This window comes from Rhodanobacter sp. UC4438_H5 (assembly GCF_052978405.1).
Map to the genome: position 1 here is coordinate 3,099,062 of NZ_CM129672.1, position 24,593 is coordinate 3,123,654.

Annotated in this window: 24 protein-coding genes; 20 read left to right on the forward strand and 4 right to left on the reverse strand. The window is 65.6% G+C overall.

Annotation, left to right across the window (positions count from 1 at the left end):
- Nucleotides 1-565: 565 nt before the first annotated feature.
- The 11 genes from ACVCL9_RS14225 (at nucleotide 566) to ACVCL9_RS14275 (ending at nucleotide 7,493) form a co-directional block, all read left to right on the forward strand.
- The gene (locus ACVCL9_RS14225) at nucleotides 566-898 is read left to right on the forward strand and encodes a hypothetical protein (RefSeq protein WP_447097636.1); all 333 of its coding nucleotides are present in this window, start codon (nucleotides 566-568) and stop codon (nucleotides 896-898) included.
- A 111-nt stretch (nucleotides 899-1,009) separates the two neighbouring features.
- Nucleotides 1,010-1,642 carry a hypothetical protein gene (locus ACVCL9_RS14230; protein WP_447097635.1) on the forward strand — a complete coding sequence of 211 codons (633 nt, stop codon included), beginning with the start codon at nucleotides 1,010-1,012 and terminating at the stop codon, nucleotides 1,640-1,642.
- Between the two features lie 26 nt (nucleotides 1,643-1,668).
- Nucleotides 1,669-2,112 (forward strand): hypothetical protein, encoded by a 444-nt coding sequence (locus ACVCL9_RS14235; protein WP_447097634.1) that lies wholly within the window; start codon nucleotides 1,669-1,671, stop codon nucleotides 2,110-2,112.
- A 97-nt stretch (nucleotides 2,113-2,209) separates the two neighbouring features.
- On the forward strand, nucleotides 2,210-3,034 hold the full coding sequence (locus ACVCL9_RS14240) for a DUF4062 domain-containing protein (protein ID WP_447097633.1): 825 nt from the start codon (nucleotides 2,210-2,212) through the stop codon (nucleotides 3,032-3,034).
- Nucleotides 3,035-3,100: 66 nt separating this feature from the next.
- Entirely contained in the window at nucleotides 3,101-3,658 is a 558-nt protein-coding gene (locus ACVCL9_RS14245; RefSeq protein ID WP_447097632.1) for a hypothetical protein, read from the forward strand.
- Between the two features lie 88 nt (nucleotides 3,659-3,746).
- Nucleotides 3,747-3,947, forward strand: a complete 201-nt coding sequence (locus tag ACVCL9_RS14250; protein WP_447110616.1) for a hypothetical protein — start codon at nucleotides 3,747-3,749, stop codon at nucleotides 3,945-3,947.
- 224 nt (nucleotides 3,948-4,171) lie between these two features.
- The gene (locus ACVCL9_RS14255) at nucleotides 4,172-4,576 is read left to right on the forward strand and encodes a hypothetical protein (protein ID WP_447097631.1); all 405 of its coding nucleotides are present in this window, start codon (nucleotides 4,172-4,174) and stop codon (nucleotides 4,574-4,576) included.
- A gap of 605 nt (nucleotides 4,577-5,181) precedes the next feature.
- Nucleotides 5,182-5,424, forward strand: a complete 243-nt coding sequence (locus ACVCL9_RS14260; protein WP_447097630.1) for a DUF6429 family protein — start codon at nucleotides 5,182-5,184, stop codon at nucleotides 5,422-5,424.
- 80 nt (nucleotides 5,425-5,504) lie between these two features.
- Entirely contained in the window at nucleotides 5,505-5,873 is a 369-nt protein-coding gene (locus ACVCL9_RS14265; RefSeq protein ID WP_447099501.1) for a GFA family protein, read from the forward strand.
- Between the two features lie 384 nt (nucleotides 5,874-6,257).
- On the forward strand, nucleotides 6,258-6,947 hold the full coding sequence (locus ACVCL9_RS14270) for a VIT1/CCC1 transporter family protein (RefSeq protein ID WP_447097629.1): 690 nt from the start codon (nucleotides 6,258-6,260) through the stop codon (nucleotides 6,945-6,947).
- Nucleotides 6,948-7,271: 324 nt separating this feature from the next.
- Nucleotides 7,272-7,493 carry a DUF1737 domain-containing protein gene (locus ACVCL9_RS14275; RefSeq protein WP_447097628.1) on the forward strand — a complete coding sequence of 74 codons (222 nt, stop codon included), beginning with the start codon at nucleotides 7,272-7,274 and terminating at the stop codon, nucleotides 7,491-7,493.
- 36 nt (nucleotides 7,494-7,529) lie between these two features.
- On the opposite strand, the gene ACVCL9_RS14280 is transcribed toward ACVCL9_RS14275, so the two are convergent.
- The 3 genes from ACVCL9_RS14280 to ACVCL9_RS14290 form a co-directional block, all read right to left on the reverse strand.
- On the reverse strand, nucleotides 7,530-8,234 hold the full coding sequence (locus ACVCL9_RS14280; RefSeq protein ID WP_447097627.1) for a LytR/AlgR family response regulator transcription factor: 705 nt from the start codon (nucleotides 8,232-8,234) through the stop codon (nucleotides 7,530-7,532).
- A complete protein-coding gene (locus ACVCL9_RS14285; protein WP_447097626.1) occupies nucleotides 8,234-9,286 on the reverse strand; it encodes a sensor histidine kinase in 1,053 nt (350 codons plus the stop codon). Before ACVCL9_RS14285 ends, ACVCL9_RS14280 begins: the two co-directional genes overlap by 1 nt.
- 97 nt (nucleotides 9,287-9,383) lie before the next feature.
- Nucleotides 9,384-10,049 carry an alpha/beta hydrolase gene (locus ACVCL9_RS14290; RefSeq protein WP_447097625.1) on the reverse strand — a complete coding sequence of 222 codons (666 nt, stop codon included), beginning with the start codon at nucleotides 10,047-10,049 and terminating at the stop codon, nucleotides 9,384-9,386.
- Nucleotides 10,050-10,280: 231 nt separating this feature from the next.
- On the opposite strand from ACVCL9_RS14290, the gene ACVCL9_RS14295 reads away from it, so the two are divergent.
- Nucleotides 10,281-10,769 carry an REP-associated tyrosine transposase gene (locus tag ACVCL9_RS14295; RefSeq protein ID WP_447097624.1) on the forward strand — a complete coding sequence of 163 codons (489 nt, stop codon included), beginning with the start codon at nucleotides 10,281-10,283 and terminating at the stop codon, nucleotides 10,767-10,769.
- Nucleotides 10,770-10,876: 107 nt separating this feature from the next.
- Here ACVCL9_RS14295 and ACVCL9_RS14300 read toward each other — a convergent pair whose 3' ends face one another.
- Complete coding sequence (locus ACVCL9_RS14300) at nucleotides 10,877-12,970, reverse strand: prolyl oligopeptidase family serine peptidase (protein ID WP_447097623.1); 2,094 nt, start codon at nucleotides 12,968-12,970, stop codon at nucleotides 10,877-10,879.
- Nucleotides 12,971-13,121: 151 nt separating this feature from the next.
- Between ACVCL9_RS14300 and ACVCL9_RS14305 the strand changes: the two genes are divergently transcribed.
- The 8 genes from ACVCL9_RS14305 to pgm all read left to right on the forward strand — a co-directional run bounded on the left by ACVCL9_RS14305 (nucleotide 13,122) and on the right by pgm (nucleotide 24,548).
- Nucleotides 13,122-15,554 carry a prolyl oligopeptidase family serine peptidase gene (locus tag ACVCL9_RS14305; RefSeq protein WP_447097622.1) on the forward strand — a complete coding sequence of 811 codons (2,433 nt, stop codon included), beginning with the start codon at nucleotides 13,122-13,124 and terminating at the stop codon, nucleotides 15,552-15,554.
- Between the two features lie 104 nt (nucleotides 15,555-15,658).
- A complete protein-coding gene (locus ACVCL9_RS14310; protein WP_395120854.1) occupies nucleotides 15,659-17,029 on the forward strand; it encodes a chloride channel protein in 1,371 nt (456 codons plus the stop codon).
- Between the two features lie 61 nt (nucleotides 17,030-17,090).
- Nucleotides 17,091-17,750, forward strand: a complete 660-nt coding sequence (locus ACVCL9_RS14315) for a class I SAM-dependent methyltransferase (protein ID WP_395120855.1) — start codon at nucleotides 17,091-17,093, stop codon at nucleotides 17,748-17,750.
- A 128-nt stretch (nucleotides 17,751-17,878) separates the two neighbouring features.
- The gene (gene zwf, locus ACVCL9_RS14320; protein WP_447097621.1) at nucleotides 17,879-19,297 is read left to right on the forward strand and encodes a glucose-6-phosphate dehydrogenase; all 1,419 of its coding nucleotides are present in this window, start codon (nucleotides 17,879-17,881) and stop codon (nucleotides 19,295-19,297) included.
- Entirely contained in the window at nucleotides 19,294-19,995 is a 702-nt protein-coding gene (locus ACVCL9_RS14325; protein WP_395120857.1) for an HAD family hydrolase, read from the forward strand. Before zwf ends, ACVCL9_RS14325 begins: the two co-directional genes overlap by 4 nt.
- Nucleotides 19,996-20,045: 50 nt before the next feature.
- The gene (tal, locus tag ACVCL9_RS14330; protein WP_395120858.1) at nucleotides 20,046-21,149 is read left to right on the forward strand and encodes a transaldolase; all 1,104 of its coding nucleotides are present in this window, start codon (nucleotides 20,046-20,048) and stop codon (nucleotides 21,147-21,149) included.
- On the forward strand, nucleotides 21,146-22,783 hold the full coding sequence (pgi, locus tag ACVCL9_RS14335) for a glucose-6-phosphate isomerase (RefSeq protein WP_447097620.1): 1,638 nt from the start codon (nucleotides 21,146-21,148) through the stop codon (nucleotides 22,781-22,783). The genes tal and pgi overlap by 4 nt, the downstream gene beginning before the upstream one ends.
- 118 nt (nucleotides 22,784-22,901) lie before the next feature.
- Nucleotides 22,902-24,548, forward strand: coding sequence for a phosphoglucomutase (alpha-D-glucose-1,6-bisphosphate-dependent) (pgm, locus tag ACVCL9_RS14340; RefSeq protein WP_447097619.1), 1,647 nt, complete (start codon nucleotides 22,902-22,904; stop codon nucleotides 24,546-24,548).
- Nucleotides 24,549-24,593: the final 45 nt, after the last annotated feature.

Consider the following 24,593-nt stretch of genomic DNA (forward strand, 5'->3'; position numbering starts at 1 on the left):
ACGATCCCTTGCGGAATTTTCGGCATGTTCGCGGGCGGCTATTTAGCATCTCTACTCCTTGGCGCCGGAATCGCGTTCTCCAATCGCACTCCACAACTTCATGATTGGGCGTCTGCACCATTAGCAGCCTTTCCTCTTCTCGCGGTTGCGCTGCTCTTCGCTGCACCGGCCACGCTACTAGTCGGGTGCCCGCTGTACGCGGCACTGCTGCAACGAAATCGCGCTTCAGTCATCTCTACGCTGCTCGTTGTCCTTGCCATGGTCGCTATATGCTTTGTGGCAGCAGGCTCGGCCGTTGCATACCTGGTCGGCTTATACGGAGTTCCCATTGCGCTAGTCACACATGCTGTGCAGCGAGTACGCTCTAACAATTCGTTCAAGGCGGACGCGCGAAAAAGCCCGCGCGCCGCTTAACTCCAGCGTTATACCTCACAACCGCACCTTTTTGGCCAAATAGCATGGGGACGTTTCTTGAATGAAACATCGAGCGTTACTTTTCTTCATCGTCGCATGCGTAGTTGGGTGTACATCTACGTACGAGCTCGCTCAACCAGGGGAAGGGTTCTTGTCACACTGGAACGCTTCTGTGCCCAGTGAAGGGCTCCAATTGAAATCGGATTCACAGGGCGATTACGCAAGCAAAAATGGCGATATACTTATAATGTATCGTAAAGGAAAGTACGGCCCTTCTTGGATGCTTATAAGTACCGTAGAGCCGGAAGGCAATATGATTTGTGCAGAACTATTAATAGCTTCGACAAAGATCTCCTACGATCACGCAACGTCGATGGTGGAAGAGACGGCTACACAAAAATCTATTAAAGATGGCAACCTTGAGTTCTACATGAATCGTGGTGGCGGTGGCGTTTCATGTAATGTGAGCCTCACCAAAACCTAAGTAACCTCGTCTCGCACTTGCTGCAACGGTATAACAATTCGTCCAAGCGGACGGCTGCGCCGCCGCTTAACTCCAGCGTTAGGCCTCACTATGAGACTACGAATCTACCGAATGAGTGCGGTCATTGTTGCTGCGGTTATTGCGGCAGCTTTAGTTTGCTGTGTTGCGGCCCTTTATCTTTATCAGTTCCACGGCGGGCTTGCTGACAACTCTCAGGACTGGGCAAACCTTGGCGATTATCTCGGTGGCACGCTGGGGCCATTGTTTGCCTTCCTCGCCTTTGCCTTAGGCCTGCACACCATTAATCAATCTCGGCAACAAAGCCGCCGCGACGAGCTCCTTAAGACCATCCAGGGCTATGAACACGACTTTGAGCTGTGCGCGGCCAAGCCCGTAACTTGCCAAGCGCCTTGGATTTGGGGCAATGACTTTGGCGCCGCAGACAATGTTCAAGAGCTGCCTTTGCGCACCCTCCTCCAAAGCGAAGGAATTGACTGGGAGCAACATCTACCCATCGTTGCGCAGGGCTTGAAGTTCCGCATACTCCCTGATGGAGAGCTGATCCAAGACCGCGATATCTGGCTACGCGCTCACCTAGCGGTCGAGGGAATCTTTCGCTATTTGGAGTTGTACAAAGAAGCCGGTGGAGATATGTCGCTAGTGCAGTACCTCACTGAAAAATATGAGATTGCTCGTAATCGTTTGCTATCCTCCGGCTATGAGGCCCAGCTCTTGGGGGCGTGAGGCCTAACAATTCGTTCAAGCCGAACTTGCTTCGCTACGCCAACAACGTGGCAGGTAAAGCTTGCCACGTTGTCGGCTACGCTACGCAAGTCGGCTTAACTCAGGCGTTAGGCTACCCTATGCAGTCTCCCGAAAAATCTGGAATCATTGCCTATTTTTACTTGGCGTTCTTTTTAGTGATTATCGCTTTCGTCGTCGCATTAGTGATGAGGCACCCAGCGGGTTCCACCCAAGAAATTACCGGCACCATTGAGTCAATTGGCTACACGGATGTAGGTGGTGGTGGGCTCCATGGACGTATCAGCAGACATGCAGTTGTACGCCTTCCAAGTGGCAATATTGCCCAAGTTCTTGTTCCCACCAACCAGAGGTTGGTTCCGGGAACTCAGGTGGTACTCACTGAGATCCCGCAAAATTTTGGCCAACCGGAGTATGGTTTCATCCGGCTCTCTAGTAGCGGTCAGCCCTAACAATTCGTTCAAGGCGGACGGCTACGCCGCCGCTTAACTCCAGCGTTAGAGCGCATAGGGGAAGAAGATGGCGTACCAAGCAACGATAATTCCAGTCATGATTGCGTCGCCCGGAGATGTAGCAGAGGAACGCGACGTCATTCGTGGCGTCATTCACGACTGGAACGACGTAAACGCGGAGCATACGAATACCTTACTTTCGGCTGTTGGCTGGGATACGCACTCATCGCCGGAACTTGGTGCACGGGCACAAGACCTCATAAATACTCGCGTGTTAAAAAACTGCGATCTCCTCATCGGCGTTTTCTGGACTAGGCTCGGTACGCCGACCGGGAACTCTCCGAGCGGCACGGTTGAAGAAATCGAAGAGCACATTCAAGTTGGTAAGCCGGCCATGATTTATTTTTCTTCAAAACCTGTGGCCCCGGAAAGTATAGACTCGGCTCAGTACGCTAAAGTGAAAGAGTTTCAGAGCAAGCTGAAGGATCGTGGAATTATTGAGACTTACAACAATATTCAAGATTTCAAGTACAAGTTGTCAAAGCAAATGCAATTATGTCTTGTCAATAACCAATATCTGCGCGGCCTCGTCGCATCACCGTCATCCTCTGGTGCTGTTGGCACCCCAGGGGTTTCTGTTCGGGGCTTGTCGATCGACTTTAACCTAACCGACGAGGCCAAGGAATTACTGAAAGCGGCAGCAACCGATGAACGGGGTACGATCATCAAGGCCGCGTACATAGGCGGTCGGGTTATTCAGGCGGGCGGTAAATCTTTTGGTGGCGAGCGCGGCCGCGATAGCGCTAAGTGGGAAGCTGCGCTCGACGAGCTTGAGTCTACGCATTTGGTGGTCGGCCGGGGCGAGAAGGGGCAGATCTATGAGCTTACGCATCGCGGATGGGAGGTCGCAGATGCGCTCTAACAACTCGGTCAACCGGACGCAAACCCGCTGCGCGGGTTGCGCCGGTTACCTCGGGCGTTAGGCCTCATGTCAGACGACGAAATGACTCCGGGATTCAAGGGGCTCTTGGATCTCATCAATGCTCCGAACAAGCGAGAAGCCCAGAAGATTTGTCGGGATCTGATAGTAGAGAGTCAGGACCTGTTCGAGCTGATCATTGCTGGTCGTCACGGCCTGCTTCAGCCGTACCGATACGCTTGCCATTTCTCGGACTACACCCCTGAGCATGTAATCCCAACACAAGAGCAAATGTCCGCGTTGTCGCAATACGGCCCGGGAGAGTTCACCGGCAAGGCAAAGACTGCTGTGAACAAACTGTTTCAGACATTCAAAGACCGGCGCATGTTTGCCGCCCATCTCTTTTATCTGCCGGAGCAAGACTACTGGTCGTTGTTCTACTTCGATCAGAGAGACCGCTCGGAGTTCGATAACCATTGGAAGATTGGCGGCCCTCACATACATTACGCATGTGAGGCGTTCACCCGCGATCCAATGCAGATGATGTGGCAAAAAGTTTGCCAGCTACCGCCCAATCCGCCAGGTGCCTCGCATGTTCGTTATCGGGAGACGCAGGATGAGGGCTAACAATTCGTTCAAGCCGATGCCGCTTCGCGGCACGGCTTAACTCAGGCGTTAGACCTCACAGCAGATGACGTTGCACATGGACTTCTATATGGCCAAAACATTCCAGAAGGCTTGTTCCATTTGCGGCAGGACCTATCCCGCGCAAGAGTTCAGCTACGGCAACAAAGACAATCGGTCGTATTGCAGAGCTTGTGACAAGGCTGAGAAATCGGCGTACTCAGCAGGTGGCACCGAGGCGGCGCGCCAGTTCCGCGAGCAACAGCGTGCCAAGTGGCAGAGTAAGGTCTAACATTTCGTTCAAGGCGGACGGCTTCGCCGCCGCTTAACTCCAGCGTTGAGGTTGTAGAAAAAGTCGGTTTGCCAAGTTGATCGCGGCGGCGCCGAAAATCGCCCTGACAGGAGGCGCTAGAATCGACGCGCAGCACCTTGGGAGGGGTCGAAGTACCCCCGGAAATCGGCAAATTTCTTGACCAAGGACTTTTTCTACAACCTCGTTAGGTGCGGCAGTAGCTCATGCGCAAACTGGCAGCAACTGCATTTGCACTACTAGCAGTGGCGGCTACGGCAAGCCAGCCGCGACCAAACGTGAGTGGTATCGAGGTTTACTACCGCTCGTTTGACAAGACTTCCATCGTCAACTTGGATGCGGAAGCATTGATCGGCGCTCACGATCGCCATTTGGTCATAAACGGGCCTAGCCAAGTAAAGGCGCTACTCGGCGCACTCGAGCAACCCTGCAACTCGGTCCCCCCAAGGCAAGCTCAAGATCTTCGCCTGCTCATTCTCGTTCGTGGTTCGCATCCTTGGCGCTGGGAGGCGTCAAACTTCGCGTACTGGGATGGCCGCACTGGTGCCACTTGCCTTCTTTCCTCATCACAGCAGTCCCATCTGCTGGCACTATTGGGGCTCGAAAGGTAACGGCGTGTCGGCCGCACCTAACCACTCGTCCAAGCGGACGCGCGAAAAGCCGCGCGCCGCTTAACTCAAGCGTTGAGGTTGTAGAAAAACCACTGCTGGACAAGTTGATCGCGAAGCCGGGGAAAAGCGACCTCACAGAACGCTCTACAATCGACACGCAGCCTGCCGGGAGGGGTTCAAGTACCCCCTGGGATCATGTGAATCCGCGCCGGGATATTTTTTCTACAACCTCGTTAGACCCCATGACCAACACTGTCGAATGCCATACACACGGGGAGCAAGACGAAACCTTCGTTTGTCAGCATCTTGTCGGCGCCCTCAGCACCGGGGAGAAAGTTGGGTTCTTTTGGTCGGGCGGCCCGCGCGGTGATGCTTGGTGCTCCGCATGTGAGGAGGTTCGCCTCCGCGAGGGTGATTCTACCGGCGATTGGAACGAGCGTTCCGAGGCGTTTGCGGGCATCAAAATTCTGTGCGGTGCGTGCTATGACCGGTTGCGTGCGCAGCACGGCGTCTAACATTTCATTCGAGGCGGACGGCTTCGCCGCCGGCCAATTCCAGCGCTAGCTGCCGTCATACTGAGACACCTGCTCTTTGAGGTTCCTGACATGGCCTATGACGAGTCAAAGATCGAGGACACTGTGCTTGCGCTGCTCGCTGCTTTCAGTTTCGAAGGTGGCAGAGCTTGGAAGGGGTTCGACTTCGACGTAATGGATCGCCTTCATGCTCAGGACTTCATCGACAATCCGGCTAGCAAGAACAAGTCGGTCTGGCTCACGCCGCAGGGCCTGGAACGTGGTCGCAAAATTGCCGAGCGGCTCTTTTCGGCTAGCTCAGGCAGTGCCGGCTAACATCTCATTCGAGGCGGACGGCTACGCCGCCGCTCAACTCCAGCGTCAGGCCAGGAGGGATTGTGAAGACGGGATCGTGCATGTGCGGGGCGGTCAGTTTCACCGTCTCGTGTGACCTTAAGCCTCCTGATGCTTGCCACTGTGTTCAGTGCCGAAAGTTCTCGGGGCACTATTCAGTCGGAACGGACGTGCCCAGGAGTGCAGTGGAGATTTCTGGCGCTGAGAACGTAACCTGGTATTACTCGTCCGAGAAGGTGCGTCGCGGGTTCTGCTCGGTATGCGGGTGCTCCATGTTCTTCGATCCACCTGCCAAGGAGTGGATCGGAATCCATATGGGAGCGTTCGACGTGCCGACCGAGACGCGCGCCGAGTTGCATGTATTCGTCGCCGAGAAGGGTGACTACTATGAGATTGGCGATGGGTTGCCCCAGTACCAGCGCATTCCGTAGGGACGAGCCTGCGGCCCGTCTGAGCGCAGGCATCAAGCCTCCGCCCAGGACCGGGAGCATTCGTGCCACGATGCATCAGATGTGCGGGAGAGCTTGAAGAGCCTTCGCACCTGACTGGGATGGCGGCCGCCGCACCAGACAGGCCCGATGGGCAAACGGCGAACCCGATGATTCACTTGGTAGCGGGCAGTGGAATCGCACTGCAGCGCCAAATGTCCCTGCCGGCGCGTTACCTGTTGTTGCTTGTCGTTGCAGAGAATGCGGCTGGCCCGACGCATTTGCGCATCCGGTGGCCTGATAAATCGTTCCAGGCGGATGGCTTCGCCGCTGCTCAATTCCAGCGTCAGGCGTCGCCATGAGGCCCATACCTCAAGGTGAGAATGCATGAGGCACAGCGAAAGACATCGAACACACCGAACAGGCTGGCTTCGCGCTGCCGTGCTTGGGGCAAACGACGGTATCGTTTCTACCGCGAGCCTTGTGTTGGGGGTTGCCGCCACCGGAGCAGGTACGAGAGCAATTCTCGTCGCAGGAGTCGCTGGCCTGGTTGCCGGCGCCATGTCGATGGCTGCTGGTGAGTATGTCTCGGTCAGCTCACAGGCTGACACCGAGCGCGCAGACTTGGCTCGCGAGAGCAAGGAGTTGGCCGCAAATCCCGACCAGGAGCATGACGAATTGGTGTCGATCTATGTACAGCGGGGGCTGGACAGGTCATTGGCGTCGAGTGTTGCCACCCAACTCATGGCTCACGACGCGCTCGGGGCGCACGGGAGGGACGAGCTCGGCATCTCCGATACGTTGGCTGCCAAGCCAGTCCAGGCTGCATTCGCTTCTGCCGGGACATTCGCGACGGGTGCGGCGCTGCCACTCCTGATGGTACTCGTGCTCCCAAGCGCCACACTCATGTGGGGCCTCGCAGGCAGCTCACTGTTCTTCCTTGCATTGCTAGGCCTGCTGGCGGCGCGCACAGGCGGCGCCCTGGCACTCGCATCCGTGCTGCGCGTTACTTTCTGGGGCGCGCTGGCAATGGCTTTAACCGCGGCAGCCGGGGCGATCTTCGGGGTGACTGCATGAGCAGCGTCAAGTGGGTGATCACGTCTTTTCGCTCGGCGGCGATCCGCAGCGCGATATCGTCATGGTCAGGCCGGTGGCTTGCGGGTGACGTGCTTGACCCCTTCCCCGATGGTTTGCCGCGCAATTCGCACGCCCGGGCGCGCATCGGGTTCCACGGACGCGATGCCCGCGCAGGCGGGCATCCATCGGACTTCCCGATCGGCGAGCAGGCCTGTCCGCGAACTTCGGTTGCACGGAACAACGGCAAGCCGCGCGTGACTTCGCCGAGAGGTGATTCCTGCGTTAGCCTGCAGCCTGGTTCCCCCGAGAGTTCGATCCGCGCCCATGCCTCCCTCGACTTCCGCGCCGCCGCCAGGGCTTCCTGCCTATCGCATCCTTACCGGCCCTGACGATGCCGGGTTTTGCCATCGGGTCAGCGAGGCGCTGGCGCTCGGCTACGTCTTGCACGGATCGCCCGCGGCGACCTTCAATGGCGAGAGCGTGATCGTCGCCCAGGCCGTGGTCTGGCCTGCACGTCACCGAACAACGCCACCGGGCGTGGGCTGACGGTTCCTTTCGGCGGCGGATGTCCGCCGTGCGCGCTCAGCCCAGGCGCAGCCAGCGACGCACCGCGGCGAGGTTGCGGCGGCTGATCTCCGGGCTGTGCTCGCTGCCGTCGAGGCGGGCCAGCACGCGGCCGTCGGGCAGGCTGCGCAGCCCGACCAGGCGCGCGCGCGGCACCAGGCAATTGCGGTGCAGGCGGATCAGCTGGTCAGGCCAGGCTTCCTCCAGCTGGCGCAGCGATTCCTCGATCAGCAGCTCGCCGCCGGCGTGCTGCACGACCACGTACTTCTCCTCGGCAAGCAGGCACAACACGTCGTGCAAGGCGATGCGCACCTCCTCGCCGCGCAGGCGGCCGTGCAGGAAGGCGGTCGACTCGCGCGGGCTGTCGTCGAGGCGCCGCCGCGCACGCTGCAGGGCATCGCGCAGGCGTTCCAGCCGCACCGGCTTGAGCAGGTAATCCGCTGCGCCAAGCTCGAACGCCTGCAGCGCGTGCGCCTCGTACGCAGTGCAGAAGATCACCTGCGGCCGTGCCCTGCCCGCGAGTCGCTGCGCTACGGAAACGCCGTCGATGCCCGGCATGTTGATGTCCAGCAGCAGCACGTCGGGCTGCAGTTCGTCGAGCGCGGCCAGCGCGGACTCGCCGTCGGCGACCGTGCCGACCAGCTGCGTGTCGCCGCATTCGCCCAGCAGCGCGGCCATGCGCGCGCGGGCCAGCGGTTCGTCGTCGACGATCAGCACGCGCATCACGGCGATGCCCTCGGCAGGCGCAGCAAGACGACATAGTGGCCGCCCTGCGGCGCGGCTTCGACCACCGCGCGCGGCCCGTAACGGAACGCCACGCGCTGGCGCACGCTGCGCAGGCCGTGGCCGTTGCCCGCCACGCCTGGCTGCGGCGGCAGCGGGTTGCGGATCTCGATGCGGATGCCGTCACCGTCGCGGGCGCCGCCCAGCATCACCTCGCCGCCTTCGCGCAGCGGCTGGATGCCGTGGCGCACGGCGTTCTCCACCAGCGGTTGCAGCAGCAGGCGCGGCAGCGGGAAATCCGCCGGCAGGTCGTGCAGTTCGCGGCGGATGCGCAGGCGAGGGCCGAGCCGCAGCTGCTCGATCGCGAGGTAGCGCTCGATCAGTTCGAGCTCCTCGCCCAGCGTGCCGTCGCCGCGATCGGGCGAGCCCAGCGCGGCGCGGAACAGTTCGGACAGATCCTCCACCGTGCGCTCGGCCGCGGCCGGGTCGACGCGGATCAGCGCGGCCACGGTGTTCATGCTGTTGAACAGGAAGTGCGGGCGGATGCGCGCCTGCAGGGCCTCCACCTGCGCGCGGGTGACCGCGGCCAGGCGCGCCTGCCACTGCGCCAGCACGTAGAAATAGCGCAGCATGGCGGCACCGAGCAGGGCCGCGATGATGGTGTTGTCGCGCACGAAGGCGATCATGGGGCTGCCGATCAGGCCGGTCTGCAGCGCGCCGTCGAGCCAGCGCGCGGTGGCGCTGGCGAGCAGCACGATCAGCACGATCAGCAGCCACACCGCAACGTACGGCATGTGTCCGGGCAGGCGCTGCAGCAGGTGGCGCAGCTTGCACAGCGCCAGCGCGACCACCATCGCCAGCCAGGTGACGAAGAACATGCTGACGCTGTAGGCGGGCCAGTCCTGGCGATCGTCGCGGGCCAGCCACATCACGGTCACCGTCAGCGCGCCCACCACGAACAGTGCGAACAGCGCCGGCAGCTGGCAGAAGTCCGGCAGCGGGCTGTGTTCGGCGCGGCCGCGGACGTCGCTGGCGGGCGTGGATTCGGGCATGCGGCAAGTATGCCGCATGCGTCCGGACTAGAGCCGGCGGGCGGTGCCCGCCCTACGCAGCGCGATGCAAGGCAGGCGCTCCCGCCATGGAGCTGCCTCAAGCGGTCAGCCGGGTGCCCAGCCAGTGGCGCAGGTCGGCGATTTCCTCGGCGCACACCGCGTGGGCCATCGGGTAGCTGTGCCAGTCCACCGTGCAGCCCAGCGCCTGCAGGTGGTCGCGCGAATCGATGCCGCGTTGCATGACCACCACCGGGTCGGCGTTGCCGTGGGCCTGGAAGATCGGCGTGGCGGCATTGGCGTGGCTGCGCTCGCGCGCCACCACCTCGGCGATCGGCAGGTAGGTGGACAGCGCCACGATGCCGGCCAGCGTCTGCGCGTGGCACAGCCCGGCGGCCAGCGCGATCGCGCCGCCTTGCGAGAAGCCCGCCAGCACGATCCGGCCGGCGGGCACGCCGCGCGCGTGCTCGCGCGCGACCAGCGCCTCCACCGCGGCGATCGAGGCACGGATGCCGGCCTCGTCCTGCGGCGCGCGCGCGTCGAAACCCGCGATGTCGTACCACGCCCGCATCGGCATGCCGTTGTTGACCGTCACCGGCCGCACCGGCGCGTGCGGAAACACGAAGCGCAACGCCGGCCAGGCGGGATCGACCAGCTCCGGCACGATCGGCGCGAAGTCGTGGCCGTCGGCCCCCAGGCCGTGCAGCCAGATGACGCTGTGGGTGGGGTTGGCGGCGGTTTCGTGTTCGACGGCGGGGAGGGTCATGGGGTGGATTGATGGCGGAGGAACGTCATCGTAGCAGTCCAGATGACAGCCCTGACGGGTAGGAGCCCGCTGGCGGGCGATGCTCCTGCTCCTGGCCTTTGCGAATCCCGAATCCCTGCCTTCAAGGCATCGCCCGCCAGCGGGCTCCTACAGGGTGTGGGGGAGCGGGCGGACGAGGAATGATGCTGGTGCGCGATGTGCTCTTGCTGATGTCCGCGGCAGTCTGCGCGCATGCCCGCTTTCCCTCCCGTTGGTCGTCGTGCCTTGCGCCGGGGTCGTGTGTCCATTCCTGGCCAGATGTATCTTCTGACGACGGTGACCCGTCGACGCGAGCGCCTCTTTGCCGATCCATCCAGCGCACGGGCGCTAAGCCGGCTCATCCACGCCGCATCGACCTGGGCGGATTCCCGCCTGCTTGTGTGGGTGCTGATGCCCGATCACTGGCATGGTCTGCTGCAACTCGGCGACGAGCCGCTGGGTCGGGTCATGAATCGATTCAAGGCATGCGCATCGCGTGTGTTGCACGAATCATGCGGGTTGGATGGTTCGCTGTGGGATCGCAGTTTTCATGATCACGCACTGCGTGCCGACGAGGACATCAGGGCGGTAGCGCGATACGTCGTCGCCAATCCGGTGCGTACCGGTCTGGTCGACAGCGTGTTCGATTACCCTTATTGGAATGCCGTCTGGCTCGACCGCGACGCGCCTCCGATCTTGTAGGAGCCCGCTGGCGGGCGATGCTCCTGCTCTGGCCTTTGCGAATCCCAAATCCCGAATCCCTGCCTTCAAGGCATCGCCCGCGAGCGGGCTCCTACCCATCAGGGCGGCTACTTGCTGGTGTCCAGCCCCAGCTCGTGCGCGAAGAAGGTCAGGCCGATCGCGGTGTCGCCGACGCGCTGGCTGAACGGGGCGCCGATGCCGTGGCCGGCGTGCATGCGGGTAAGCAGCAGGATCGGCTGGGGCGAGGAGGTGGCGTTCTGCAGCGCGGCGGTGAACTTGCGCGATTGCCACGGCGCCACGCGCGGATCGTTCTCGCCGGTGGTCATCAGCACGGCCGGGTAGGCAGCGTGCGGCGTGACGTTCTGCAGTGGCGAGTACGCGAGCGTGGCCTTGAACTGCGCCGGGTCGGCGATGCTGCCGTACTCGGGGATGTTGTACGGGCCGTTGGCGAAGTCGGTCTCGTGGCGCAGCATGTCGTAGATGCCCACGCGTGCGACCACGGCGCGGTAGTCGGCAGGGTGCTGCACGATCTGCGTGCCCATCAGCAGGCCGCCGTTGCTGCCGCCGAGAATGCCCAGGTGGGCGCGGTCGGTCCAATGCGTGTCGATGAGGGCCAGCGCGGCGGCGTGGAAGTCGTCGAACACGTTCTGCTTGTGCAGCTTCTGGCCTTGCGCGTGCCACTGCTGGCCATTCTCGTTGCCGCCGCGGATGTTGGCGTAGGCCAGCACGCCGCCGTGTTCGAGCCAGGCCAGGTTGGCGCCGATGAAGCCGGGCTTGATCGGGATGTCGAAGCCGCCGTAGCTGTACAGGATGGTCGGGCGCGCGCCGTCGGGCGTGATGCCGGGCATCGACAGCACGGTGACCGGGATCCTGGTGCCGTCCTTCGAGCTTCCTTCGATGCGCTGCACGACCACCTTCGAATAATCGGCGGCGGGCTGCACCGCGAACACCGTTTTCAGCGTGCCCCGGTTGCCGTCGTATGCCGCCCAGCGGGTGGGCGTGGTCCAGCCGGCGTAGCTGATGAGGGCCTCGGGCCGACCCGACTCGGAGGCGATGTCGCCGATGCTGATGCCCTGCGCCGGCAGCGGCACGCGGCGCACGAAATTCGCGCCGGCGTCGTACTGCTCGATCCACCAGTCCGGGCCCTGGCTGCGCACCACCAGGAAGCCGTCGCCGAGCGGGGCGATCTGCTGGATCGCGCCGTCGCGCTGGGCCAGCACCGGCACGGTCTTGCCGTCGTCGGTGACGGCCACGATCCTGCCGCGTGGCGCATCGTCGAACGACGCCACGTACAGCCGTCCATTCACCCACGCGGCGGTACGCACGTTGGCGCGGCGATCGAGTGCGCGCGTGAATGCGGCGCCGTGGCGCAGGAACACTTCGGCCGGGCCGCCATCACCGTCGTAGGCGAGCACCGCGGCTTGCGCCGTGGCGGGCGAGTTCACCAGCACGTACTCGGCGGTTTTCGAGTAGCCGCGGCCGAACACCACGGTGTCCGTATCGGCGGCCCGGCCCAGCGCGTGATGCACCAAGGTCGCGTTGAACTGCACCACCTCGTGGCCCGCCGCCGGCGGCGCGAAGCGCACATAGCTGAAGCCTGCCTCGTCCGTATCCCAGGCCACGCCCTGCGGGGTGGTGCCACCGCCGGCCCAGGGCAGGGTGTCGGGGAGTGTCTTGCCGCTGGCTACGTCGAGCACGTGCAGGGTGGTCAGTTCGCTGCCGCCTTCGGCGGTGCCGTAGGCCAGATAGCGCCCGTGCGGCGAGGGCCAGTAGCCGGTGATCGCGGTGCCGCCGTGGTCGGCGTTCGGATCGACCAGGGTCCTCGCCGCGCCCTCCGGCCAGGCTTGCGCGACCAGCACCGGCTGCGATTGCGGCGGCGTCTGCTGCAGGTAGAACAGGGTGCCGCCGGCCAGCACCGGGCCGGAGCGCGTGGTCGAGGTGATCGCCAGCTGCTGCACGCGCGCGGTGAGCGCCTTGCCTTCGGGCATCGCGGCGAGCGTCGCCTCGGTGTAGGCGTTCTGCGCGGCGATCCACTGCTGCACGGCCGGGTCGGCGGGGTTTTCCAGCCAGCGATACGGATCAGGCACCTGCACGCCATGCAGCACGCTGGCCGCCGTGTGCGTCGGCGACGCGGGCGGTGCGGCGGCGTGGCTGCAGCACGCCGCCGTGGCGGCAAGGACCAGTGCAAGACGACGTCGCATGGCGTACTCCGGAGACAGGCGTGGGATCGACATCCAAGGTTAGCGCCAATCGCCCGCGGCACCGCGCGAGCCGCCCCTGACTTTCGGCACAGATGACGGCAACCGGTCCCCACGCTCGGTTATGCTGATTTTTTTTGTCTGGGGAAGCACCATGCCTCGCCTGTTGTTCGCCGCCCTCGCCGCCTTGCTGGCGCTGCCCGCCGCGGCGGCCACGCCGACTGCCGGCGCATCCACCCCGCTGGACCTGGAAACCATCATGGCCGACGCCGATTGGATGGGACAGCCGGTGGAGAATCCCTACTGGAGCGTGGACGGCCGCAGTCTCTATTACGAACTGAAGCGCGAGGGCAGCTCGGTGCGCGACCTGTACCGCGTCGACCCGGCCAGCGGCAGCAGCGTGAAGCTCGATCCGGCGGCGATGGCCGGCGCCGACGGCCCGGCGGTGTTCGATCGTGCGCACCGGCACGCGGCCTTTGTCCTGCACGATGACATCTTCCTGGTCGACCTGGCCAGCGGCCAGCGCCGCCAGGTCACCCTGACCACGCAGCGCGAGTCCGCGCCGCAGTTTTCCGCCGACGGCCGCGCGCTGCAGTACCGCGCCGGCAACGACTGGTACAGCTACGACCTGGCGAAGGGCGTCAGCGCGCCGGTGGCCGAGCTGAAGTTCGCCGACGACCCGCAGGCGAAGCAGCCCGACGACCTCGGCCAGCTGCAGCTGGACCTGTTCAAGACGCTGCGCGCGATCAAGGCCGACAAGGAAGCGGTGCGCGAGCACACGCAGGCGCTGGAGGCGGCCGATGCCGGCCGGGCGCCGCGGCCGTTCTGGCTGGGCGGCAAGATCAAGGCGGTCAACAGCACGCTGTCGCCGAACGGCCGCTGGCTGCTGCTGGTGACCGAGCCAAGGCAGTACAAGGACGGCAAGGCGCCGGTGGTCAACCATTACGTCACCGACAGCGGCTACACCGAGGCGGAAGACGCGCGCACCTACGTCGGCCGCGCCGACCCGGCACCGCAGTCGCTGCTGCTGCTGGACCTGGCGCAGCACAAGAGCTACCCGCTGACGACCGATGCGCTGCCCGGCATCAAGACCGATCCGCTCGCGGCGCTGCGCAAGCAGACGGTGGCCGCGCTGGAGAAGGCCGGCAAGGCCGACCAGGCCAAGGCGCTGAAGGCGCCCGAGGTACGGCCGGTCACGGTGAACTTGCGCGGCCTGGCGTGGAGCGAGGATGGCGCGAACCTGGCGGTGCAACTGCGCGCGATCGACAACAAGGACCGCTGGATCGCCAGCGTCGATTTCACGCAGCACGTGCTGACAAGCCAGCATCGGCTGACCGACCCGGCGTGGATCAACTGGAGCTTCAACGATTTCGGCTGGCTCAAGGACGGCCGCACGCTGTGGTACCTGAGCGAGCAGGGCGGCTATTCGCGGCTGTATGCCAAGCCGCTCGACGGCAAGGCGCGAGCGCTCACCGGCGCCGGCAAGTTCGAGGTCAGCGCGCCGCAGCTGAGCGAGGACGGCCAGTGGTTCTACGTGCTGGCCAACAAGGTGGCACCGTACAGCTATGACGTCTATCGCGTGCCTTCCGCCGGCGGTGAGCTGAGCCGGCTGACGCAGTACCAGGGCGTCGACGGCTTCGAGCTGTCGCCCGACGGCCGGCAGCTCGCCGTGCTGCATGGCTCGCCGTACCGGTTCGACCAGCTCGCGGTGGTGGACGCCGCCGGCGGCACCGCGAAGGAACTCACCCACACCATGAAGAGCGCCTACATGGCGCACCCGTGGATCGCGCCGAAGATCGTCGAGGTGCCCTCCGCGCACGGCGCCGGGGTGGTGTATGCCAAGTACTACGGCCCGGCCGACGAGGTCGCCGCGCCGGCCTCGCGCCCGGCGGTGATCTTCATCCACGGCGCCGGCTACCTGCAGGACGTGACGCTGCAGGCCACGCCGTATTTCCGCGAGCAGATGTTCAACAACCTGCTGGTGCAGCAGGGCTACGTGGTGCTGGACATGGACTACCGCGGCTCGGCCGGCTACGGCCGCGACTGGCGCACCGCTATCTACCGCAACATGGGCCACCCGGAACTGGAGGACCTGCTCGACGGCAAGGCGTGGCTGGTCAAGCACCACGGCGTCGACCCGCAGCGCGTGGGTCTCTACGGCGGCAGCTACGGCGGCTTCATGACCGAGATGGCGCTGCTGCGTGCGCCGGGCGAATTCGCCGCCGGCGCGGCGCAGCGCCCGGTCACCGACTGGACCAGCTACAACCACGAGTACACCTCCAACATCCTCAACGACCCGCAGCTCGACCCGGAGGCGTACAAGACCAGCTCGCCGATCGAGTACGCCGCCAACCTGCGCGACCCGCTGCTGATGCAGCACGGCCTGATCGACAACAACGTGATGGCCAGCGACACGATCCGGCTGTACCAGCGCTTCATCGAGCTGCACAAGAAGAACTTCTGGATGTCGCTGTACCCGATGGAACGCCACGGCTTCGTCCACGCCGATTCCTGGTACGACGAATACCGCCGCATCGACGAGCTGTTCGACACCTACGTGAAGCCGGTGCGCGAGCGCGCGCACTGAGGCACTGAACGTCACCGCCCGCCGGAACGGCGGGCGGTGGGCACGGGGCACCGTGTCGCGGCGGGCTACAATGCGCGGCCTCCCTGCCTGTCCGGTACCACCCGATGCCTCGCCTCCGCCTCGCCGAACCGCTCGTGATGCTGGCGACGGTGGTGCAGTGGCTGGTGCTGTCGATCGTCACCGGGGCGGTGATCGGGGTGGGCTGCAGCCTGTTCCTGCGCGCGCTGTTCGCCACCTCCGGGCACACCTACGCGATCTCGTGGTGGGCGCAGGCCGGCCTGCTGCTGGCCGGCGGCCTGGCCAACGGCCTGCTGCTGCATTACGGCTATCGCCTGCGGCGCAGCAACTTCGACGATTCGCCGATCGTGGCGGTCAACGAGCAGCGCGGCAAGATGCCGTTCCGCACCTTGTGGATCAAGCCGGTGGCAGCGCTGATCACGCTGGGCTGCGGCGGCTCGGCCGGCAAGGAAGGGCCGTGCTCGCACATCGGCGCCAGCCTCGCCGCCGGCATCGGCCGGGTGCTGCACCTGAACCCGGAGCTGCGCAAGCGACTGCTGGCCTGCGGCGTGAGCGCCGGTTTCGCCAGCGTGTTCGGCACCCCGATCGCCGGGGCGATCTACGGCGTGGAGATGCTGGCGATCGGCCGCATCCGCCACGACTTCCTGTTTCCCGGCATCGTCGCCGGGGTCACCGCGTTCGAGGTCAGCAAGGCGCTCGGCGTGCCGTATCCGGTCTACCGCATCGCCTTCGTCGGCGATTTCACCGAGCTGCTGTTCCTCAAGACGGTGCTGATCGGCATCCTCTGCGGCGCGGCGGCGTGGGTGTTCGTCGAACTGTTGCAGACCATCCGCCGCGCGTTCGTCACCCTGCGCGAGCGCTACGCGCTGTGGCCGCCGCTGTTGCCGATGGCCGGCGCGGTGGTGCTGGCGCTGCTGCTTCTGGTGCTGCCGACGGATTACCTCGGGCTGAGCCTGCCGCTGATGGAGCGCGCATTGGACGGGCAGTCGATGCCGACCCTGGGTTTCCTGTGGAAGGCGCTGCTGGTGGCGATCACGCTGGGCTCGGGCTTCTACGGCGGCATCGTGACGCCGCAGTTCGTGATCGGCGCCGTGCTGGGCGGCGCGTTCGCCCCGATGCTGGGGCTGGCGCCCGCGCTCGGCGCGGCAGTGGGACTGGTGGCGGTGGTGGCCTCGGCCTCCAATGCGCCGATCGCGGCGATCCTGATGGGCGTGGAACTGTTCGGCTCCGATTCGACCCTGTACGTGGCCGGCGCCTGCGTCGCGGCGTATCTGATCATCGGCCATCGCAGCGTGTATCCGGCGCAGCAGATCGCCTTCAGCAAGTCGTCGTGGATCTTCGCCCGCGCCGACCTGCCGGTGGGCCAGGAAAAGGTGCGCCTGTCGTACGGCCTGCTGCGCTGGTGGACCAGGCGGCGACGCCAGCTGGGGCGACGCGACGACGAGCGCCTGCCCTGAGCGTGGCGCACTCGGCCAGCGGGCATAGAATCGGGGTTCCCCTCGCGCTTCGAGCACCGCCATGTCCCGCCGCAGCCTGAACCTGGACGACACGCTGTATCGCTACCTGCTCGACCACTCGCTGCGCGAGCATCCGCAGCAGGTGGCGCTGCGCGAGGCGACGCAGGAACATCCGCGCGCGCAGATGCAGATTTCGCCGGAGCAGGGGCAGTTCATGGCCTTGCTGGTGAAACTGATCGGTGCGCGGCGCTGCATCGAGGTCGGCGTGTTCACCGGTTACAGCGCGCTGTCGGTGGCGCTGGCGCTGCCCGAAAACGGCCACCTGCTGGCTTGCGACATCAGCGCGGAGTTCACCGCGGTCGGCCAGCCGTTCTGGGCCCGCGCCGGCGTGGCGCACAAGATCGAGCTGCGCCTGGCGCCCGCGCGCGAGACGCTGGACGCGCGCCTGGCCGCCGGCGAAGCCGGGAGTTACGACTTCGCCTTCATCGACGCGGACAAGAGCGGCTACGACGATTACTACGAGCGCTGCCTGCGCCTGCTGCGCCCCGGCGGCCTGCTGGCGATCGACAACGTGCTGTGGGGCGGCGCGGTGGCGCAACCCGCGCACGACGCCGACACCCTTGCGCTGCAGGCATTGAACGACAAGCTGCACCACGACGAGCGCATCGACTTGTCGATGCTGCCGCTGGGCGACGGTCTCAGCCTGGCGCGCAAGCGCTGATCGCGACGCGCTTTTTGCACCAGCTTCACCCGTGCGCGGGCACACTCGCCGCGATGCGGCTCTCGCCCGGCACCCGTTCCACCGCCGTCCGACCGCCGACCCCGACTCTCACCGGAGACACTCCCACGATGGCGACACCCCGCTCGGATGCATTGGTTTTCTTCGGCGCCACCGGCGACCTGGCCTACAAGAAGGTCTTCCCGGCGCTGCTGGCGATGACGCGCGACGGCGATCTGGAGGTGCCGGTGATCGGCGTGGCGCTGTCCGGCTGGACGGTGAAGCAGCTGCGCCAGCGTGCGCTCGACAGCGTGCGGCAGGCGGCGAAGGAGCACGGCGAGAAGTTCGACAAGGCGGTGTTCGACAAGCTTGCGGCACGGCTGCAGTACGTCGACGGCGACTACGCCGACCCGGCCACCTTCGCCCGGCTGAAACAGGCGCTGGGCAAGGCGAAGCGGCCACTGCATTACCTGGCGATCCCGCCCAGCCTGTTTGGCACGGTGGTCAAGGGGCTGCAGCAGGCCGGCTGCGCCGACGACGCGCGGGTGGTGGTGGAGAAGCCGTTCGGCCACGATCTCGCTTCCGCGCGCGCGCTCAACCGCACGCTGCGCTCGGTGTTTCCGGACGAGGCGATCTTCCGCATCGATCACTTCCTGGGCAAGGAAGCGATCATGAACATCCTGTATTTCCGCTTCGCCAACTCGTTCCTCGAACCGATCTGGAATCGCGACCACATCGCCAGCGTGGAGATCACGCTGGCCGAGCAGTTCGGGGTGAAGGGGCGCGGCGCGTTCTACGACGGCGCCGGCTGCCTGCGCGACGTGATCCAGAATCACCTGATGCAGATCGTGGCGCTGCTGGCGATGGAGCCGCCTGCCTACCAGGGCTTCGAGGCGGTGCATGCGGAGAAGGCCAAGGTGTTCCAGGCGATGCGTCCGCTCGCGCCCGACGACCTGGTGCGCGGCCAGTACCGCGGCTATCGCAAGGAGCCGGGCGTGGCCAAGGGTTCGGACGTGGAGACCTACTGCGCGTTGCGGCTGTACATCGACTCCTGGCGCTGGGGTGGCGTGCCCTGGTACCTGCGTTCGGGCAAGTGCCTGCCCGAGACGGTGGCCGAGATCATGGTGATGCTGAAGCCGCCGCCGCAGCAATTGTTCGACGACGCGGTGACCCGCCCCGGCCGCGCCAACTACCTGCGCCTGCGCGTGTCGCCGACCACCGCGATGGCGCTGGCGGCGCGGGTCAAGCGTGCCGGCAAGGAGTTTGTCGGCGACCAGCGCGAGCTGTTCCTGATGGACGAGCAGGCCGGCGAGGAGCTGCCCTACGAGCGCCTGCTCGGCGACGCGATGGCCGGCGACGGCGCCTTGTTCACGCGCGAGGATGCGGTCGAGGCGGCGTGGCAAGTGGTCGATCCGGTGCTGACGAACCACCACCCGGCGATCCCCTATCGCCCCGGCAGCTGGGGCCCGAAGGAGGCCGACGCGCTGATCGCCGCCGACGGCGGCTGGCACAACCCGGTGCTCGACGAGCACGCGGAGCGCACGTCATGAGCGAGGCCGCGGCGCTGGTGTTCCTGCTCGACGTGGACAACACCCTGCTCGACAACGACCGCTTCGGCGCCGACCTCGGCGACACCCTGGCCGCGGCCTTCGGCAACGACCAGCGCGATCGCTACTGGTCGCTCTACCGGCAGCGCCGCGACGAGTGCGGCTATGCCGATTATCTCGAAACGCTGCAGCGCTTCCGCAGCGGCCTGGACAACGAGCCGGCGCTGCTGCAGATGTCGAAGTACCTGCTGGAGTATCCGTTCGAGCAACGGCTGTACCCGCACGCGCTGGAGACCATCGCGCACCTGCGCACGCTGGCACCCACGGCGATCCTTTCCGACGGCGACGTGGTGTTCCAGCCGCGCAAGATCCAGCGTGCCGGGATCTGGGCGGCGGTGCGCGGCGAGGTGCTGATCTACATCCACAAGCAGCGCATGCTGGTGGCCGTGCAGCAGCGCTACCCGGCCGCCCACTACGTGATGGTGGAGGACAAGCCGCAGCTGCTGGCCGACATGAAGCGGCAGCTGGGCGAGCGGATCACCACCGTGTTCGTGCGCCAGGGCCACTATGCCGCCGAAGGTGAACACGAGCGCATCGAGCCGCCGCCGGACCAGACCATCGCGTGCATCGGCGAGTTGCGCGGGCGTAAGCTTGAAGACTTCCTGCCGAGCGCGCCCACCATCGCGCTCGCGGCCGAGTGAACGCGGCGACGGCAGGGCGATCGACACATCGAAGCGATTCCGGAGCAAGCATGAAAGCGACCCGACAACTGCACGACCTCGGCCAGAGCCTGTGGCTGGACAACATCACCCGCACCCTGCTCGACGACGGCACCCTGGCGCGCTACATCAACGAGGATTCGATCACCGGGCTGACCTCCAACCCGAGCATCTTCGACAAGGCGATCGGCGACGGCGACGCCTATGACGCCGGCATCCACGCCAAGACCCTGGCCGGACTCGCCGGCGAGAAGCTGTTCATCGAGCTGGCGCTGGAGGACCTGCGCCGCGCCGCCGACCTGTTCGCGCCGGTGTACCAGCGCACCGCCGGGGTGGACGGCTGGGTGTCGATGGAGGTCTCGCCGCTGCTGGCCGCCGACACCGCCGGCTCGGTCGCCGCGGCGCGGCAGATCCACGCCGCCGGCAAGCGCGACAACCTGTTCGTGAAGATCCCCGGCACGCCCGAGGGCGTGGGCGCGATCGAGGAGTCGATCTTCCTCGGCATCCCGATCAACGTGACCTTGCTGTTCTCCTGCGCGCAGTACGAAGCCTCGGCGCAGGCCTACCTGCGCGGCATCGAGCGGCGCATCGAGGCGGGACTCGATCCGCGCGTGCGCTCGGTGGCCTCGCTGTTCGTCAGCCGCTGGGACGTGGCCGCCAACGAGCAGCTGCCCGAGGCGCTGCACAACCAGCTCGGCATCGCGGTGGCGCGGCAGGCCTATCGCGCCTACCGCCGGTTGCTGGCCTCCGACCGCTGGATGAAGCTCGCCGCCGCCGGGGCGCAGCCGCAGCGCCTGCTGTGGGCCAGCACCGGCACCAAGGACCCGAAGGCCTCCGACACGCTGTACGTCAGCACGCTGGCCGCACCCAACACGATCAACACGATGCCGGAGAAGACCCTGCACGCGTTTGCCGAGCACGGCCAGCTCGACGGCGTGATGCCGCTGGACGGCGGCGACGCCGACGCGGTGGTGCAGAAGGTCGGCGCGGCCGGCGTGGACGTCGATGCGCTGGCGGACAAGCTGCAGCGCGACGGCGCCGAGGCCTTCGTCAAATCTTGGAACCAGCTGCTGCAGCGGATCGCCGACAAGGCCGCGGCACTGGGCGACAAGGGCCAGGGACCGGCGATGCCATGAACCAGCCGCTGCCGACCACACTGCCGGCCTGGCAGGCGCTGCAGCAGCACGCCGCCGTCATCGGCCGCAAACATCTGCGCGACCTGTTCGCGGGCGATCCGCGGCGCGGCGAGACGTTCGCGCTGGCGGACGTCGACCTGTACCTGGACTACTCCAAGCAGCGCGTCGACGCCGACACGCTGCGCCTGCTGCGCGAACTGGCGCTGGCCTGCCACCTGCCGGAGCGTACCGCGGCGATGTTCCGCGGCGAGCGGATCAATCGCACCGAGGACCGCGCCGTGCTGCACGTGGCACTGCGCGCGCCGCGCGGCGAGCGCATCGAGGTGGACGGCCGCGACGTGGTCGCCGACGTGCACGCGGTGCTCGATCGCATGGCGGCCTTCGCCGACCGCGTGCGCGGCGGCGAATGGCGCGGGCACAGCGGCAAGCCGATCCGCAACGTGATCAGCATCGGCATCGGCGGCTCGGACCTCGGCCCGGTGATGGCGTACGAGGCGCTGCGCGACTATAGCCGGCGCGACATGACGTTCCGCTTCGTCTCCAATGTCGACGGCACCGATTTCGTCGAGGCCACGCGCGACCTGGACGCCGCCGAGACATTGTTCATCGTCTGCTCCAAGACCTTCACCACGCTGGAGACGCTGACCAACGCGCACGCGGCGCGACAGTGGTGCATCACGGCTCTGGGCAACGAGCAGGCGGTGGCGAAACACTTCGTGGCGGTGTCCACCAACGCCGCCGAGGTGGCGAAGTTCGGCATCGACACCGCGCAGATGTTCGGCTTCTGGGACTGGGTCGGCGGGCGCTACTCGATGGATTCGGCAATCGGCCTGTCCACCATGCTGGCGGTCGGGCCGGAACATTTCCGCGAGATGCTGGCCGGCTTCCACGCCATGGACGAGCATTTCCGCCACGCGCCGTACGAGCGCAACCTGCCGGTGCTGATGGGCCTGCTGGCGATCTGGAACAACAACTTCCTGGATGCCGCCACGGTCGCGGTGCTGCCGTACGAGCAGTACCTCAAGCGCTTCCCGGCCTACCTGCAGCAGCTCACCATGGAGAGCAACGGCAAGCGCGTCACCCTCGACGGCACGGCCGTGGACTACGCCACCGGACCGATCTACTGGGGCGAGCCGGGCACCAACGGGCAGCACTCGTTCTACCAGCTGATCCACCAGGGCACGCGCCTGGTGCCGTGCGACTTCATCGGCTTCGCGCAGCCGCTCAACCCGCTGGGCAACCAGCACGACCTGCTGATGGCGAACCTGATCGCCCAGGGCGAGGCGCTGGCGTTCGGCAAGACCACCGGGGAAGTGCGCGCCGCCGGCACCGATGCGGCACTGGCACCGCATCGCACCTTCCCCGGCAACCGGCCCAGCAGCACGATCCTCGCCCGGCGCCTGACCCCGCGCGTGCTGGGCAGCCTGATCGCGCTTTACGAGCACAGCGTGTTCGTGCAGGGCGTGATCTGGAACATCGACTCGTTCGACCAGTGGGGCGTGGAACTGGGCAAGCAACTGGCCAAGACCACCATCGCCGAGCTGACCGCGGCCGACGAGCCGAAGCTCGCCCACGACAGCTCCACCAACACCCTGATCCGCCGCTACCGCCAACTGCGCGACGGTCACACCTGACGCTTTCCTTTGTAGGGGCGCACTTGTGCGCGACGCCTTTCGTGACGTGACGAAGAGCATCGCGCACAAGTGCGCTCCTACAGGCACGGCATTCCCATCGCACGAACTCCGAGCATCCATGAGCCAGACAATCAGCCCGCTCGCCGGCAAGCCGGCGCCGAAATCCATCCTGGTCGACGTGCCGAAACTGCTCGCCGCCTATGCCGATACCCGGCCCGACCCGTCGGTGCCCTCGCAGCGCGTGGCGTTCGGCACGTCCGGCCATCGCGGCAGCTCGCTGCAGGGCAGCTTCAACGAGTGGCACATCCTGGCGATCACCCAGGCGATCTGCGAGTACCGTGCGGGCAAGGACATCGACGGCCCGCTGTTCATCGGCTTCGATACCCATGCGCTGTCGCAGCCGGCGTTCGAGAGCGCGCTGGAAGTGCTGGCCGCGCACGGCGTCACCACGATGGTTTCCAGCGGCGGCGAGTTCACGCCCACGCCCGCGATCTCGCACGCGATCCTGGTGTACAACCGCGGGCGCAGCAACGGCCTGGCCGACGGCATCGTCATCACGCCCTCGCACAACCCGCCAGACAACGGTGGCTTCAAATACAACCCGACCAACGGCGGCCCGGCTGACACCGACATCACCCGGTGGGTGGAGAACCGGGCCAATGCGCTGATCGAGGGCGGCCTGAAAGAGGTCAGGCGCATGCCGTTCGCGCAGGCGCGCAAGGCCGCCGGCACGCGCGAGCACGACTACCTCGACGCCTACGTGGCCGACCTCGCCAACATCGTCGACTTCGACCTCATCCGCAGCGCCGGCGTGCACATGGGCGTCGATCCGCTGGGCGGCGCCGGCGTGCACTACTGGGCACCGATCGCCGAGCGCTACCGGCTCGACCTCACCGTGGTCAGCGAAACGGTCGATCCGCAGTTCGCCTTCATGAGCGTGGACTGGGACGGCAAGATCCGCATGGATCCATCGTCGAAGTACGCGATGCAGCGGCTGATCGGCCTGAAGGACCAGTACGACGTTGCGTTCGCCTGCGATACCGACCACGACCGCCACGGCGTGGTGACGAGCTCCGGCGGCCTGATGGAGCCGAACCACTACCTGTCGGTGCTGGTCGACTACCTGTTCCGCCACCGCCCGCAGTGGAGCGGGGATGCGGCGGTCGGCAAGACCGTGGTCAGCACCGCGCTGATCGACCGCGTGGTGAAGCGGCTGGGGCGCAAGTTGTACGAGGTGCCGGTCGGCTTCAAGTGGTTCTCCCAGGGCCTGTTCGACGGCTCGCTCGGCTTCGGCTGCGAGGAAAGCGCCGGTGCCTCGCTGCTGCGCCGCGACGGTTCGGTGTGGGCCACCGACAAGGACGGCCTGGTGCCCTCGCTGCTCGCCGCCGAGATCACCGCGCGCGAGGGCCGCGACCCGGGCGAGCTGTACCGCCAGCTCACCGACGAACTCGGCCGACCCTTCAGCAACCGCGTCGAAGCCGCCGCCACCCCGGCGCAGAAGGCGAAGCTGGCCAAGCTCTCGCCCGACCAGTTGCACACTGATCGATTGGCCGGCGAGAAGATCGAGCAGGTGCTGGACAAGGCGCCCGGCAACGGCGCGGCGATCGGCGGCATCAAGGCAGTGGCCGCCAGCGGCTGGTTCGCCGCGCGCCCGTCGGGCACCGAGGCGATCTACAAGATCTACGCCGAGAGTTTCAAGGACGAGCGGCACCTGCAAGCCCTGCTCGACGAGGCCCAGAAGATCGTCGACACCGCCATCGCGTAGGGCGGGCACCGCCCGCCAGCCGTCGGCGGGAGCCGACGGCGCATC

What these genes read in the sequence shown, in the direction of transcription:
- ACVCL9_RS14280 (WP_447097627.1), bottom strand. Translation starts at nt 8,234, where the DNA reads ATGCGCGTGCTGATCGTCGACGACGAACCGCTGGCCCGCGCGCGCATG.
- ACVCL9_RS14265 (WP_447099501.1), top strand. Translation starts at nt 5,505, where the DNA reads ATGTGCGGGGCGGTCAGTTTCACCGTCTCGTGTGACCTTAAGCCTCCT.
- ACVCL9_RS14260 (WP_447097630.1), top strand. Translation starts at nt 5,182, where the DNA reads ATGGCCTATGACGAGTCAAAGATCGAGGACACTGTGCTTGCGCTGCTC.
- ACVCL9_RS14325 (WP_395120857.1), top strand. Translation starts at nt 19,294, where the DNA reads ATGAGCGAGGCCGCGGCGCTGGTGTTCCTGCTCGACGTGGACAACACC.
- pgm (WP_447097619.1), top strand. Translation starts at nt 22,902, where the DNA reads ATGAGCCAGACAATCAGCCCGCTCGCCGGCAAGCCGGCGCCGAAATCC.
- ACVCL9_RS14245 (WP_447097632.1), top strand. Translation starts at nt 3,101, where the DNA reads ATGTCAGACGACGAAATGACTCCGGGATTCAAGGGGCTCTTGGATCTC.
- zwf (WP_447097621.1), top strand. Translation starts at nt 17,879, where the DNA reads ATGGCGACACCCCGCTCGGATGCATTGGTTTTCTTCGGCGCCACCGGC.
- ACVCL9_RS14240 (WP_447097633.1), top strand. Translation starts at nt 2,210, where the DNA reads ATGATTGCGTCGCCCGGAGATGTAGCAGAGGAACGCGACGTCATTCGT.
- tal (WP_395120858.1), top strand. Translation starts at nt 20,046, where the DNA reads ATGAAAGCGACCCGACAACTGCACGACCTCGGCCAGAGCCTGTGGCTG.
- ACVCL9_RS14275 (WP_447097628.1), top strand. Translation starts at nt 7,272, where the DNA reads ATGCCTCCCTCGACTTCCGCGCCGCCGCCAGGGCTTCCTGCCTATCGC.
- ACVCL9_RS14310 (WP_395120854.1), top strand. Translation starts at nt 15,659, where the DNA reads ATGCCTCGCCTCCGCCTCGCCGAACCGCTCGTGATGCTGGCGACGGTG.
- pgi (WP_447097620.1), top strand. Translation starts at nt 21,146, where the DNA reads ATGAACCAGCCGCTGCCGACCACACTGCCGGCCTGGCAGGCGCTGCAG.
- ACVCL9_RS14290 (WP_447097625.1), bottom strand. Translation starts at nt 10,049, where the DNA reads ATGACCCTCCCCGCCGTCGAACACGAAACCGCCGCCAACCCCACCCAC.
- ACVCL9_RS14285 (WP_447097626.1), bottom strand. Translation starts at nt 9,286, where the DNA reads ATGCCCGAATCCACGCCCGCCAGCGACGTCCGCGGCCGCGCCGAACAC.
- ACVCL9_RS14255 (WP_447097631.1), top strand. Translation starts at nt 4,172, where the DNA reads ATGCGCAAACTGGCAGCAACTGCATTTGCACTACTAGCAGTGGCGGCT.
- ACVCL9_RS14295 (WP_447097624.1), top strand. Translation starts at nt 10,281, where the DNA reads ATGCCCGCTTTCCCTCCCGTTGGTCGTCGTGCCTTGCGCCGGGGTCGT.
- ACVCL9_RS14230 (WP_447097635.1), top strand. Translation starts at nt 1,010, where the DNA reads ATGAGTGCGGTCATTGTTGCTGCGGTTATTGCGGCAGCTTTAGTTTGC.
- ACVCL9_RS14250 (WP_447110616.1), top strand. Translation starts at nt 3,747, where the DNA reads ATGGCCAAAACATTCCAGAAGGCTTGTTCCATTTGCGGCAGGACCTAT.
- ACVCL9_RS14305 (WP_447097622.1), top strand. Translation starts at nt 13,122, where the DNA reads ATGCCTCGCCTGTTGTTCGCCGCCCTCGCCGCCTTGCTGGCGCTGCCC.
- ACVCL9_RS14270 (WP_447097629.1), top strand. Translation starts at nt 6,258, where the DNA reads ATGAGGCACAGCGAAAGACATCGAACACACCGAACAGGCTGGCTTCGC.
- ACVCL9_RS14315 (WP_395120855.1), top strand. Translation starts at nt 17,091, where the DNA reads ATGTCCCGCCGCAGCCTGAACCTGGACGACACGCTGTATCGCTACCTG.
- ACVCL9_RS14300 (WP_447097623.1), bottom strand. Translation starts at nt 12,970, where the DNA reads ATGCGACGTCGTCTTGCACTGGTCCTTGCCGCCACGGCGGCGTGCTGC.